Below are 12,940 nucleotides of genomic sequence, written 5' to 3'. Positions count from 1 at the left end.
GACTCTCTACTAACTAGAGGGTTTATTTTTTATGCAGGAATGATTTTTGGAGGAGAAAGCTGATGTTTGGAACGATTTTTAACACAGTGATGATCATTGCAGGAAGCATAATCGGGGGGATATTCAAAAAAGGCATTAAAGATGAATACCAGGATATTTTGATGCAGGCAATGGGATTCGCTGCAGTCGCGCTGGGGATCAACGCCATTACACAGCATTTGCCTGATAGTAAATATCCCATTCTATTCATCGTGAGTTTAGCCATTGGAGGTTTGCTAGGCCAGATCATCAATTTAGAATTACGATTCAACAAGCTGGTGAACAAATTTTCTAAAAGTAATTTAGCAGAGGGCTTATCTACTGCGGTCTTATTATTTTGTATAGGTTCGCTGTCAATATTGGGCCCTGTTGAAGCCGCTTTGCATGGAGATTATACATACCTCCTGACAAACGGGATGTTAGATGGGATCACCTCCATTGTGCTCGCTTCAACTTTTGGTTTTGGAATAGCGGCTGCAGCCATTGTATTATTTGCCTGGCAAGGCTCCATCTATTTATTTGCTAAAGTAATGGAGAGCGCAATCAATACAGACCTTATTAATGAAATCACAATTGTGGGAGGCATACTCATCCTCAGTTCAGGTCTAAGCATTCTTGGAATCAAGAAGTTCAAAACATTGAATTTGCTGCCTTCCCTCTTGATCCCTCCTGTTGTGATTTTTGTGATTCATGCATTTGGATTGCGGTTTTAATGAAGCGGCCCCACAAAGGAGGTTAATATTCTGTTATATTGATTTTCAATAATCTGTTCCAATCGTTTTATTTCCTTTTCATCTTGGATTTGACGTCTAATAACAACTGTATTATATTGTAAATAAAGTCTGTTATATCAAAATCAGATTCCCCATCACGAAACGGCACATTCATTTAAACAATGTTGGGAGGGGCATTTGTATGTCAAACCATTCATCTAGTATTCCCGAATTAAGTGACAACGGTATCCGCTATTATCAAACTTATAATGAAAGCCTTAGTCTTTGGCCGGTCCGTTGTAAATCATTCTATATATCTACTCGTTTTGGTCAAACACATGTGATTGCAAGCGGCCCAGAGGATGCCCCGCCGCTTGTATTACTCCACGGAGCATTATTCAGCTCGACGATGTGGTATCCCAACATCGCCGATTGGAGCAGTAAATACAGAACTTATGCAGTTGATATCATAGGTGATAAAAACAAGAGTATTCCTGAGAATGTAAGCGGTACAAGAACGGATTACGCCAATTGGCTTCTTGATGTGTTTGACAATCTGGGGATCGAAAAGTCCCACATGATCGGACTTTCGCTTGGCGGTCTCCATACGATGAATTTCCTTTTACGTATGCCTGAGAGAGTAAAAAGCGCAGCTATACTGAGTCCGGCAGAAACGTTTTTGCCATTTCATCACGATTTCTACAAATACGCTCTTGGCCTTACAGCGTCAAATGGAGTTGAAACATTCTTAAATTGGATGATGAATGATCAGAATGTGCTGCACCCGATTTTTGTGAAGCAGTTTAAGGCAGGGGTAATGTGGCAGGATGGATCAAGAAATCCAAATCCTAATGCCGACGGATTTCCGTATGTTTTTACCGATGAGGAATTACGTTCAGCAAGAGTTCCTATCCTATTATTACTTGGTGAACATGAAGTCATCTATGATCCCCACTCAGCCCTGCACCGAGCCTCTTCATTCGTTCCTGATATTGAGGTGGAAGTCATTAAAAATGCCGGACATGTTTTATCGATAGAACAACCCGCTTACGTAAATGAACGTGTAATGCGTTTTTTCAATGCAGAAACAGGCATTTCACGGTAAGGGCTTATAAGATAGTGATTTGCATTCATAAAGTCCTGCAATATGCTTCTAGCCGGGCATTTCAAAAAATAGAGTCCCTCTTACGGACTCTATTTTTCTTGGACAAAACCCACAGCTGGTTTTGTGTGTTTGTTTCTTTAGGTTTCTTATATGATCAGTTGGTTTATTCTTAGAATTATCAAGAACCTAGGCATCACGGAGAGAAGGCAGCGTCAAAAAAATCATTTGATGTGCTTTATCACTTCTCCTGGAATGCCTGCTAGTATAATGCAGCTTCTGCCAATATGAAACAAAGTTCCATCCATATCGAAAATGAGTGATTGCGCCATAAGCGTCTCCTTTTAACTGCCGACTTCATCTTCTAAATACTACCATAAGCAAAAGAGCAGATCATAAAAGATCTGCTTTTTCTATTACACACTGATTTGTTTCTTTTGTTCATGATCTATTTCTGGCTGTATTTCCTTTGTCAGTTGATGCCCTTCTATATCCACGTTCGGAATAATCTTGTCTAACCATTTCGGCAAATACCAGGCTGCATTCCCCATCAGCTTCATGACACTTGGAATCAGTGTCATTCTTACAATAAAGGCATCAAAGAGCACACCAAAGGAAAGTGCTAATCCGTTGGCTTTAATAGAAGCTTCGCCTGCAAAGATAAATCCTGCAAAAACGAAGATCATGATCAAGCCGGCTGCTGTAACAACAGGACCACTGTGTTTTAATCCAGCCTGAATGGCTTGTACTGGATTCTTTGTTTTTACATATTCTTCACGCATTCTGCTGACAAGGAATACTTGATAATCCATGGCTAACCCGAACAGAATCCCAATAGATAAAATCGGCAGGAACGCGAGTATCGGCCCTCTTTCAGGTATTTTGAAAAAGTCGATGAGATTCCCGTCTTGCAAGACAAATACACAAATCCCAAGAGTGGCTGTCATCGTCAACATGAAACCTGCAACAGCAACAAGCGGCACAAGCAGCGAACGGAAAACGATGGTCAGCAATACAAACGCAAATCCAACAATAAGTACAGCAAACACCGGTATCGCATCATTCAGGCGATCTGAAATGTCAATATTCACTGCAGTCGATCCAGTAACAAGCAAATCTACTCCGTTTTTATCTGACAAACTGCGTACATCGTGTACCAAATCTTTCGTTGTGACATCATTTGGACCTGTTTCCGGAACGACCGTAATGATGGCAAAGTTCCCTTCTTTATTAGGCATTGCAGGGGTGACACTTGCTACATGGTCTAAACCCTTTATTTCTTTCACTGCATCTGCGAAAGCCTCCGCCTTATTTTCTGTAGCATTTGTGGCATCCGCTACGATTGTTAATTGGCCATTAAACCCTTCTCCAAAGCCTTCGGCAAGCAAGTCATATGCCCGGCGATCCGGATTATCCTTAGCTTTCATCCCAGCATCAGGCAAGCCCAGTTCCAAATGCATAGATGGGATACTAATGACGATCAAAATCAGAATGCTGCATACACTTAGCATGATAGGATTTTTGGTGACAAAGCGTCCCCAGACATTTGTTTCAGTGCTTTGTTTTTCTATTTTCTTGTTTGATTTCGGAATCATCCGCTTCCCTGCAATTGATAAGACCGCAGGCACAAGTGTGATGGAAGCCAAAACAGCCATCAGTACACTAAGCCCTGCTGTCAGCCCCATCGCAGACATAAAAGGAATGTTAACGACAGTTAATCCGCAAAGTGCAACGATAACAGTAAGTCCGGCAAAAACGACTGCGCTTCCCGCTGTTCCCACGGCTCTCGCAATTGATTCATTCTTTTGTATGCCTTCGCCTAAAAACTGGCGGTGTTTCGTAAAAATAAATAAAGCATAATCAATACCAACAGCAAGGCCAATCATTCCGGCTAATGATAGACTGACGGAAGCAATATCAAATACTTGTGTCCCAATCAAAACCAGTCCAATACTTACACCTAAACCAATCAGTGCAGTTAAAATCGGCAAGCCTGCTATTAATAAAGAACCGAATGTAATGGCTAAAACGACAAAAGCCAAGATAATGCCGACAATTTCAGAGACACCGCCTATCTCCATCTCCGCTCCCGGTACATCTCCGCTTAGCTCAGTTTGCAATCCTTCATCATCAGCCATTTTCAAACTGTCTTTTAAGTGTTTGATAGAGTAATCCTTTATATCATCTGCTGATGATTTATACTTGATATCAGCATAGGCAACTGTGCCATCTTTCGCGATTGTCCCTGTCACAAAAGGACTTGCAATCGAGTCAACAGAATCATCTTTACTGATTTCTTTGAGCGTATCTTCTATTGCTTTTTTTTCTGGCTTCCCAGTAAGTTTCTCCCCATCACCAGCACCGAAAATAACCCGTATGCTCCCTTTATCAGGACCATGAGGAAATTCTTTTTGAATCACATCCATCGCTTTTTCCGAAGGTGTGTCAGGTATGGACATATCCTCAGAAAAACTTGGTTTCAAGGTGACTGCAAGGCCTATCGCAGCAACTAACACAACGATCCACGCACATATTGCTTTTATGCGATTGCGAGCAACCCATCCTCCTAATGTATATAACATTTTTGACATGATAATCTCCTTTCAACACATTGCTTGATCACATTCTTTCTCATTGTAGTTGACAATGAAATGAAAAAAACGTACATTCGGGCATGTACGTTTGGGCAATTTTCAAATATGCAGTTTAGTTGTCTATTGTCAGAATACCTTTTTGCATGGCAATCGTTACTGCCTCAGTTCTTGAATTCGCGCCTAATTTATTGTAAATGGACGTTAATCTTGACTTTACTGTTCGCTCAGAGACGCCCAAATCAAAGGCAATCGCTTTGCTTTTAAGACCTTTAGCAATTGCTTTTAGAACAATGACTTCCTTTTCTGTCAGCTGCGTCTCATTGCGCTGCTTTTTCATCCGCTCAAATTGGATTTCTTGCAGACGTTTGAGGATATCAGGCTGCAACAGCACATTTCCTCTGATCGCTGCATCCATTGTGTGAAAAAGGGTTTCTGAACTCGTATCCTTTAACAGATATCCTTTCGCTCCTAATTCAATCCCTTCGATCATTAAGTGATCTTCATTATATGTAGTCAAAATAATGATGGGGATATCGTGTTTTTCTTTTATTTGTTTAATGGCCTCTAACCCGCTCATCTCCGGCATATACAAATCCATCAGAATGATATCCGGTTCTAATTCATCTGCAAGACGGACTGCGACTTTTCCATTTTCCGCCTCTCCTATAATGGTGTATTGATCATTCGTTTCAATTAAAAGCTTCAGACCTTCCCTCACGACAAGATGGTCATCAACGATTAAAACCTTATTCATCTTGCATCTCTCCCTGAATTGGTACAGTGATCTCAATTTGTGTTCCTTTCAATTTTGTACTCTTGATATTGAATTGGCCATTTATTGCCCTGACGCGTTCTTGTATGCCAAGAAGCCCATAATGTCCTCTCTTTTTCTTTCCTTTTTCAACATCAAATCCCTTGCCGTTATCTTTAACTGTTAAATGGAGCCTTCCCTTTTCATCATCCCAAATGGATATCCAGATTGTTTTCGCCTCAGCATGCTTTGCCGCATTCGTCATGCATTCTCCAATGATGTAATAACAGTTTTCAGCTGTACGCACATCCAGCACCTGATGCAATCTGTAATCTAATAAACAAGCCATGCCTGTCGACTCTATAAAATGATCCATTAGCGAGGTAATTCTTTCTTTTAAAACACCGATTTCTTCTGATTTGCTGCGGAGATCGTCAATAGCTGAACGTGCATCAGCTAATGTGCTTTTTACTCTTTTCATCGATTGTTGTATGATTTCCTTCGCTCTCTCTGTGTTGCCTTTGGCGAGATGAACATGAATCGCATCCAGCTGCATATTTAAACTGACAAGACCTTGAGCAAGCGTATCGTGTAAGTCTCGGGCCATCCGCTGTCTTTCGTTCTGCAGCGTCAGCTGTTCTACCTGCTGATGAGCCAGCTCCAGCCTTTCAAGAGTCAATTGAGCTTTTATTTTTTCATCGACTTGGGCAAAAAATGTTGCGGCATAAGTGATGATGACAATCATGATCGGCGCAGCAATAACAATAAAATGCAAAACTTCACCTTTATGAAGGTGATACGCCGAATTTATGACCAGCAGCAGCAATAGATAAAGAATGAGAAAAGTCCTTCTTCTGTCTGCCATTCCTATGATTTGTCCAATTAAAAATGCATAAAGGCCGATAATGACAAGTATAAAGAAGCCAGTCATGAGATTAGCAAGTGCAAAGGTGATCAAACCTTGTACCGCGAAATACAGAATCACTCTTTTCTTAACCCAGCGATATGAGTGCCAATGAAGCAAAGCAAAAATGGCGATTAATATGGTAAACGCATAAAGCAATAAAATGGACCAGCCCCCAGAAACAAATTGCAGCACGATAGAGGCTATATAGATCATGAGAATAAAAGCCAGGCCCGGCACTCTGAGTGCAAGCATGTTTAATGCCCGCCTATCATGTGAGTAATATTTATCTTTGAAAGGATTCCTTATAAGCAAACCTTATCCACTTCCTTTACCTGTTTCACCGAATAGAGATTCATGAAAATCGAACTCATATTTCAACGTGCAAACATACATGTATCCAATCATTTTATAGGAAGAGAAGGAACACAACAATATCAGGTGCAGGGAAACATTAGAGTTTCCAACAAGTGATCATTGCCCAAACGTACATGAACGTTCTGCCTCTATGTACGTTTTATCTTTTCAAATTTACCTTTAAAATCATAAGGAACTTACTATTCATTGAAGGAATGATCATCATTGAAATCGATTGATCTCACAATTTTATCATTAAAGAGAAAAGGAATCCGGACCGAAAAGGTATTAAAAAATCAGAACCCTGATCGATTAAGCCATATGACAGACAAAAATGCGCAACCAAAAAGCAAGGAAAAAGAGGAATGAACATGTATTGGTTTCTAGGTGCTTTATTATATTTTCTGATCGGTACTTATATATTCATTAGAGTCACTAGAGACAGCCAATCAGGCTCATGGATACTGCTTGCATTAGCAGCTCCACTCATCATTGCTGGCTACCCTTATTTTTATTCAAAGAAGCTTCTTTCCAAAAGACGCTGAAACAGCTGTCATTCAAACCGCACATTGGTAAAATGATCAATACCGGGATACAATCTAGGTATTCTATGGAAAGGAGTCTTGCCTTATGAGTCAAAGAGTGTCCTACTATGAGATTGCACCTGAAGGTATGAAAATCATGATGGATATGGAGAAATACACGAAACAATCCTCAATTAACCGAACGACGAGAGAACTAATCAAAATCAGAGTCTCTCAAATGAACGGCTGTGCCTTCTGCATAGATATGCATACGTCCGATGCCCGCAAAATGGGAGAAACTGAACAGCGAATTTACTGTTTACATGCTTGGAATGAATGTGATTTTTACTCACCTGAAGAGAAAGCGGCTCTCGAACTATCTGAACACATCACGCTCATTCCATCTAAAAGGGTTCCTGATGAGCTATATCATCGGGTGCGGGAACATTATGATGAAAAACAATATGTTGACCTTGTTCTGATCATTAATCAAATAAACAGTTGGAACCGCATCTCTATTGCAATGGGGAATCGAGCTGCTTCAAAATAAGAAGAAGGAGTAAGATTAGAACAAATCTTACTCCTCCTAGATATCGTGCCTCATCATCTGATGTTTCCGCTTCAAAATCCTAAATCTTCACGTTTAGGTGCTTTTCAAACGCGATTTTCCCGCTTTGTGTAATCCTAATCGCTCTCGTTTTAGGCATACGAACGATCCATTCTTCTTCTAACATGCGCACCAATAGGGCGTTTCCTAATGCTCCTGCAATATGATGCTGCCGTTCACTCCAATCCAAACAGCAGCGGGCAAAGGCTCTCCTCTTATTCCGTTGTTGCTCTTCATTGATGCCTAACTTCGAAAAAAATAAAGCACCCTCTGAAGTCACCTCAAAGTTTAAATCAACTTTTTTTAACAACCCCTGCTCAACTAGTGAATGTGCCATTTGCACGCCCACATAACCTGCCAAATGATCATAACAGGTCCGGGCGAAATGCAAGTCCTTTTTCTCTTTTGACTCTTTTAAAGATTTGACTTTTGCTTTAGGCGCAATATGAAGCAATTGTTCGATCACATTTGCAGCATCTGAGTCAGCCAATCTGTAATACCGATGTCTCCCATGCTTCTCTACGCTAATCAGCTTTGCTTCAAGCAATTTATTCAGGTGAAAACTGGCGGTTTGAGGTTTAATGTTAGCGAGATATGCAAGCTCTCCCGCAGGGTGTATCCTTCCATCCATCAGACTGAGAAGAATGGAAGAACGCGAGGGATCTGATAGCAACGAAGAGATTTTTGCAATATTAGGATTCATGATTTTCCTCCTTACATTCATATTTCGATGATAGTTGAAATGTTAATCCTTTACAATATAAATGTAAGCGTGACAAGGAGGAAAAAACGTTGGACATCAAAAAACAAGACACTCGTCGATTTAAGGAAATCAAACCCAAGATCATGTATTATGGTACCTCGACATTTCTTCTAACCACATTGAATGAGGATGGAACCACTAATATTAGTCCTATGTCTTCTTCTTGGGCTCTTGGACATTATATAATCCTTGGAGTAGGACTGGGAGGAAAAGCCATCGACAATTTGGAAAGACACAAAGAGTGTGTCATAAACTTGCCTGGCCCGGAATTATGGGAAAACGTTGAAAGAATTTCATCTTATAGCGGAAAAAAAAGCATACCGCCTTTAAAGAAGCAGCTCGGATTTACATATAAAAAAGAAAAATACGAGGCAGCAGGGTTAACGCCTTTACAATCAAAAACAGTATCACCAACACGAATCAAAGAATGCCCTATCCAAATAGAAGCCGAAGTGAAACACATTCGGCTTCCAGAATATGAATCGTCATTCGCAATTGTAGAGACGCAGGCACTACATTTTCATGCCGAGGAAAGTATCATTCTGGACGAAAACCATATCAACCCTTCCAAATGGAGCCCGCTTATCTATAATTTCAGACACTACTTTGGTTTAGGAAGAGAAGTCGGAAAGACTTTTCGTTCAGAGACATGATCATTTTAAGACCGAACCATGATTTGGTCTATTCTAGTAACCCTTGTTATTATCAGATCAAGCGATCATTAGGCTTGATCTCTTTTTTAGTGAAACATCCATTTAAGGATATAAAAGTTACCTGCTTGCCAATTCTTTAATCATTAAACCCAACTCATAAATCCCCTTTTGAAGGTCTTCAAGAGATGCATAAGCATATGATAAGCGAATATAATTCCCTTTTTCCTGAGCATAGATACTGCCGAGATTGAGCAGAATCCCTTTTGATAAGGCTTTAGTATAAAGTAATTTCATTGATATGGAAGGCAATATTTTTATCCAGACAAAAAACCCTCCTTTTGGGATATTCCATGTCGCCACATCTTTCAAATGAGTTTCTAAAGCACTCAAGGCCAATTCTCTTCTCACCTTTAATTGCTGCCTAACCTTTTCTACATGCTGCTGGTAGTGGCCGGAAGTAAACCACTCTGCCGCTACTCTTTGGGATAGCGAACTGGATCCATAATCTGTTTGCATTTTAATGTCAGATAAACGTTCAATCACCGGTTCCGGTCCAACGATCCATCCAATCCTCAAACCTGGGCTTAATGTTTTCGATAAACTTCCTATGTACAGTACGTGTCCATTTTTATCAATTGTTTTAATAGGATATGGCGGAATTTCATCGATCCATAACTCACGATAAATGTCATCTTCAATAATAGGAAGCTGTGTATTCTCACTTACTGCTAGGATTTCTTCCCGCCGCTTTTTAGACATAAGAATACCAGTCGGATTGTGAAAACATGGATTTGTATATAAGATAGCCCTTCCCCGCTCTCCTCTTGTTAAATGAACATTTTCAGGCAAAAGTCCTTCATTATCCATAGGAAGTCCAGTCAGCTTCATACCAGCTGATTGAAATACGTGTAATGAATAAAGGTAGGAGGGCTGATCAAGATAAACGGTTGATCCTCTTTGTAACAGCCCCATTGATATCAGCTGCAAGGCTTGCAACGCTCCTGAGACAATCAGAATGGAAGAAGATGAGACGTTGATTCCAATGGTTTTTAAATAGTTGCTTAATGCCTCCCTCAAAGGTAAGTAACCTTTTGGTTCTTCATAACCGAATGCCTCCATGTGATGAGATACCTTCCCCATCATCTCTTTCATAACAGCCAAAGGAAAAATCTCAGGTGAAAGCTCACCTTTGCTGAGCTGTATCAGATCCGGATTGGATTCCGATTGATTGATCTCTTGAACGATTTTCCGGCTTGGCATCTGAATGCCAGAGGTGACATATTGATCCCAATCGGGAGCAGAATTCTTAGCCATCAGTGTCCATGTGTTGTTGATAACAACTGTGCCTTTCCCCATTGTGCCTTCTATTAACCCATCGGCCATCAATTCCTCTAACGCTGTAATCACTGTGCTCCGATTTACCTGAAAATCTTTTGCAAGCGTGCGCTGGCTTGGAATCTTGCTTCCAATCGGCCACTCGCCATTTCCTATTTTCTCTTTAATAAAATGAACGATTTGTCTGTACTTAGGGAGCTTTTTCATCTTTTTTTCTTCTGGAAAGCTCATAGAATCGGTCTCCTTAAAATAAATTGGTTGGGTCAAAATCCGTTTAACTGGTTGAAGCCATATCACCAAATCTTTATTAATATAAAAACACATTAAATAACTGGTTGGTTTTTGTAAAGAGGAGTGAGAGGAATGCGAAAGAAAACAGTTCAAATAATGATATCTCATAGTCTCATGATTGGTTTATGGGCATCTGCTTTTCCGGGAATTCGCGCAGGACTAGAAGGGTACACACCAGAACACCTTGCTTTATTTCGTTTGTTAATCGGCTCTATGGCATTATTGCTTTTTGCTGTTTTGACTCAGATGCGCCTACCCGACTTGAAAGACATTCCTGCCATTTTTCTTTTAGGGTTTTTAGGATTTGCACTCTATCACATTTTGCTGAACATCGGTGAAAAAACAGTTAGTGCCGGAGTTGCAAGCTTACTCGTTACTACGGCACCGATCTTCTCAGCCATGCTATCCCGCCTGTTTTATAAAGAGCATTTTGGATTTACGAAATGGCTTGGCTCTATGATCAGTTTATTGGGTGTATTATTGATTGCATTTGGGGCGGGAGACTTTACATATTCAATGAGCGGTATCTTGGTCATCCTGCTGGCAGCATTTTCGGAGAGTATTTATTTCGTTTTTCAAGCCCGCTATATAAAAAAATATGGTTTTATTCCATTCGTTACATTCACCATTTGGGGCGGAACAATACCTATGCTTGTGTTTCTGCCAGGCTTAGGCGAAGAGATGATGAACGCTTCAATAAGCGCAACTTTGTCTATCGTTTACTTAGGATTATTGCCGACGGTTATTCCTTACTTCGCACTAGCATATGTCACTTCACTCGTCGGGTGTTCAGAAGCAACCCTTTCACTTTATGTTACACCGGCTTTAGCCTTGATCATATCTTGGCTCTGGATCGGCGAGATACCCACATTGCTCTCTCTGCTAGGCGGAGTGGTTACAGTTGGCGGGGTATGTTTTACCTACCTAAAAGTAAATAAAATGAATAAGATTTTCATCACCCATTTTTCTGCTAAAAGGGTAAAAAAACTCTAAAACAAAAAAGATACCAACATCGGTTGGTATCTCCTTTTAAGGTTCTTTCATTAAGATTAGCCAGAGTAGTAAATAGTGTATTCCGTTACCGGCTTAAACCCTAGTTTAGCTGCTAATGCAATGGACGAAGTGTTGCAGATATCACAATCCCAGCTAGGAACAATCCCATTTTCCATACAAAATGCTATAAACCTATTTGCTACGCAATAAGCTAACCCCAATCCTCTATATTCTTCAAGTGTATAGATATCCATTTCCGCTCGATTATGCCCTAAAAATATAGAGGTACACTCACTTACTACATGATTGCCATGTAATACAGCAAATCCAAAACCTTTTGAAGCAAACTGTGAGACAGAATTCCAATACTCCTCATAATAAGCGCTGTTAAACGCTGTGCTGTGTGAAATGATGTCTTCGTCTATTCTTTTCAATACAAGACCCTTTGGCAGTTGCAAAGTCTTTTTGAAAGATTTTGGTTGATAAGAAAATGCAGCTCTTCTCATTTGGTTCAAGTCATCTTTCAGTAAGGGTTTCAGTACGCTATCCCATGTATCACTGGAAGAAAACAAGGTAAATCGTTTTGATGATTTCACTTGTTCTTCATAATATCCTGCAATGAAATCATGAAAATCCCGATTCCCTTGGTCTCCCGCAATAAAATAAATGCCTGATTCAGTTCCTATAAAAAACGATTTAGGAAAGGTTTGATCATCTGCATAAACAGCTCCCGGAATGGTTTGGTCTAATATTGAATAGACAAATGTGGGACAATATTTGTCATCAAACATTGTTTTTAAGCTACTATACTTTTCTTTTGTTAATTCCTGCAAAACAGACAACTCCTTTAAAACACCGTCTTCTTCTTGATTCTGTTCACAAAATCAATTTTCCTCTGTCACCAGCTAAATAACTTCCCTGTTACGAATCTCAGACAAATAAAAACAGGTGTCTGCACTCAGCTCGCAGACACCTGTTGAACAACACATTGCATTATATAAACCCAAGGAAACGCTGAGTATATCGATTTCTTATTCCCCAGTTACAGCAAACTGTTTTAAACGGTCACCAATTTCATCACGGACCCTTTGGAAACACTTCTTCTGTTCCGTGTGCTTTTGCCGGATCATCAAATTTATCCGATGTTTGATTTAAAATATCAATCCCTGCTTCTTTCATTGCTTTGACAGCACTCGATGTCATCCATGAGCTTCGATTCCTGCGCTGTACACATTCCACTTGTCTCCAAGATATTTTTCCCCCACCCTTCAGCCATTTGGCTGCGGCAAGAGTTACCAGTGCATTGTTTTCCTT

13 protein-coding genes and 1 pseudogene are annotated in these 12,940 nt (G+C 40.2%); 7 read left to right on the top strand and 7 right to left on the bottom strand.

From position 1 onward, the window contains the following. The first annotated feature begins 62 nt into the window (after positions 1-62). Together NSQ12_RS03045 and NSQ12_RS03040 are read left to right on the top strand one after the other, a co-directional pair. A complete protein-coding gene (locus NSQ12_RS03045; protein ID WP_015252719.1) occupies positions 63-752 on the top strand; it encodes a DUF554 domain-containing protein in 690 nt (229 codons plus the stop codon). Positions 753-954: 202 nt separating this feature from the next. Further along, positions 955-1,857 carry a carboxylesterase gene (locus NSQ12_RS03040; RefSeq protein WP_339175882.1) on the top strand — a complete coding sequence of 301 codons (903 nt, stop codon included), beginning with the start codon at positions 955-957 and terminating at the stop codon, positions 1,855-1,857. 413 nt (positions 1,858-2,270) lie between these two features. Here the strand turns inward: NSQ12_RS03040 and NSQ12_RS03035 are convergent, their stop codons facing one another. The 3 genes from NSQ12_RS03035 to ydfH form a co-directional block, all read right to left on the bottom strand. Beyond that, a complete protein-coding gene (locus NSQ12_RS03035; protein WP_339175880.1) occupies positions 2,271-4,445 on the bottom strand; it encodes an MMPL family transporter in 2,175 nt (724 codons plus the stop codon). Between the two features lie 115 nt (positions 4,446-4,560). Further along, a complete protein-coding gene (gene ydfI, locus NSQ12_RS03030; RefSeq protein WP_003234184.1) occupies positions 4,561-5,202 on the bottom strand; it encodes a two-component system response regulator YdfI in 642 nt (213 codons plus the stop codon). Next, a complete protein-coding gene (gene ydfH, locus NSQ12_RS03025) occupies positions 5,195-6,418 on the bottom strand; it encodes a two-component system sensor histidine kinase YdfH (protein WP_032678641.1) in 1,224 nt (407 codons plus the stop codon). Before ydfH ends, ydfI begins: the two co-directional genes overlap by 8 nt. Positions 6,419-6,685: 267 nt before the next feature. Here ydfH and NSQ12_RS03020 point away from each other — a divergent pair, with 267 nt between their 5' ends. The 3 genes from NSQ12_RS03020 to NSQ12_RS03010 all read left to right on the top strand — a co-directional run bounded on the left by NSQ12_RS03020 (position 6,686) and on the right by NSQ12_RS03010 (position 7,534). Continuing rightward, on the top strand, positions 6,686-6,829 hold the full coding sequence (locus NSQ12_RS03020; protein ID WP_003243880.1) for a hypothetical protein: 144 nt from the start codon (positions 6,686-6,688) through the stop codon (positions 6,827-6,829). Beyond that, positions 6,826-7,005 (top strand): hypothetical protein, encoded by a 180-nt coding sequence (locus tag NSQ12_RS03015; RefSeq protein WP_010886421.1) that lies wholly within the window; start codon positions 6,826-6,828, stop codon positions 7,003-7,005. The genes NSQ12_RS03020 and NSQ12_RS03015 overlap by 4 nt, the downstream gene beginning before the upstream one ends. Positions 7,006-7,090: 85 nt before the next feature. Further along, the gene (locus NSQ12_RS03010) at positions 7,091-7,534 is read left to right on the top strand and encodes a carboxymuconolactone decarboxylase family protein (RefSeq protein ID WP_014475936.1); all 444 of its coding nucleotides are present in this window, start codon (positions 7,091-7,093) and stop codon (positions 7,532-7,534) included. A 79-nt stretch (positions 7,535-7,613) separates the two neighbouring features. On the opposite strand, the gene NSQ12_RS03005 is transcribed toward NSQ12_RS03010, so the two are convergent. Continuing rightward, positions 7,614-8,294 carry a winged helix-turn-helix domain-containing protein gene (locus tag NSQ12_RS03005; protein WP_339175877.1) on the bottom strand — a complete coding sequence of 227 codons (681 nt, stop codon included), beginning with the start codon at positions 8,292-8,294 and terminating at the stop codon, positions 7,614-7,616. Between the two features lie 89 nt (positions 8,295-8,383). Between NSQ12_RS03005 and NSQ12_RS03000 the strand changes: the two genes are divergently transcribed. Then, the gene (locus NSQ12_RS03000) at positions 8,384-9,007 is read left to right on the top strand and encodes a flavin reductase family protein (RefSeq protein ID WP_015252724.1); all 624 of its coding nucleotides are present in this window, start codon (positions 8,384-8,386) and stop codon (positions 9,005-9,007) included. Between the two features lie 117 nt (positions 9,008-9,124). Here NSQ12_RS03000 and NSQ12_RS02995 read toward each other — a convergent pair whose 3' ends face one another. Next, a complete protein-coding gene (locus NSQ12_RS02995; protein ID WP_249852790.1) occupies positions 9,125-10,573 on the bottom strand; it encodes a PLP-dependent aminotransferase family protein in 1,449 nt (482 codons plus the stop codon). Positions 10,574-10,705: 132 nt separating this feature from the next. Between NSQ12_RS02995 and NSQ12_RS02990 the strand changes: the two genes are divergently transcribed. Then, positions 10,706-11,626 (top strand): EamA family transporter, encoded by a 921-nt coding sequence (locus tag NSQ12_RS02990; RefSeq protein ID WP_339175874.1) that lies wholly within the window; start codon positions 10,706-10,708, stop codon positions 11,624-11,626. Between the two features lie 56 nt (positions 11,627-11,682). On the opposite strand, the gene NSQ12_RS02985 is transcribed toward NSQ12_RS02990, so the two are convergent. Beyond that, positions 11,683-12,468, bottom strand: a complete 786-nt coding sequence (locus NSQ12_RS02985; protein ID WP_326145372.1) for a GNAT family N-acetyltransferase — start codon at positions 12,466-12,468, stop codon at positions 11,683-11,685. A 189-nt stretch (positions 12,469-12,657) separates the two neighbouring features. Then, positions 12,658-12,902, bottom strand: a pseudogene (locus NSQ12_RS02980) (hypothetical protein). Positions 12,903-12,940: the final 38 nt, after the last annotated feature.

The sequence above is a fragment of the Bacillus sp. PS95 genome (assembly GCF_037963565.1).
Taxonomy (GTDB): Bacteria; Bacillota; Bacilli; order Bacillales; family Bacillaceae; genus Bacillus; species Bacillus subtilis.
This window is presented reverse-complemented; position numbering and strand designations above follow the sequence as displayed.

What these genes read in the sequence shown, in the direction of transcription:
- ydfI (WP_003234184.1), bottom strand. Translation starts at nt 5,202, where the DNA reads ATGAATAAGGTTTTAATCGTTGATGACCATCTTGTCGTGAGGGAAGGT.
- NSQ12_RS02995 (WP_249852790.1), bottom strand. Translation starts at nt 10,573, where the DNA reads ATGAGCTTTCCAGAAGAAAAAAAGATGAAAAAGCTCCCTAAGTACAGA.
- NSQ12_RS03035 (WP_339175880.1), bottom strand. Translation starts at nt 4,445, where the DNA reads ATGTCAAAAATGTTATATACATTAGGAGGATGGGTTGCTCGCAATCGC.
- NSQ12_RS02990 (WP_339175874.1), top strand. Translation starts at nt 10,706, where the DNA reads ATGCGAAAGAAAACAGTTCAAATAATGATATCTCATAGTCTCATGATT.
- NSQ12_RS03045 (WP_015252719.1), top strand. Translation starts at nt 63, where the DNA reads ATGTTTGGAACGATTTTTAACACAGTGATGATCATTGCAGGAAGCATA.
- NSQ12_RS03015 (WP_010886421.1), top strand. Translation starts at nt 6,826, where the DNA reads ATGAACATGTATTGGTTTCTAGGTGCTTTATTATATTTTCTGATCGGT.
- NSQ12_RS03040 (WP_339175882.1), top strand. Translation starts at nt 955, where the DNA reads ATGTCAAACCATTCATCTAGTATTCCCGAATTAAGTGACAACGGTATC.
- NSQ12_RS03005 (WP_339175877.1), bottom strand. Translation starts at nt 8,294, where the DNA reads ATGAATCCTAATATTGCAAAAATCTCTTCGTTGCTATCAGATCCCTCG.
- NSQ12_RS03010 (WP_014475936.1), top strand. Translation starts at nt 7,091, where the DNA reads ATGAGTCAAAGAGTGTCCTACTATGAGATTGCACCTGAAGGTATGAAA.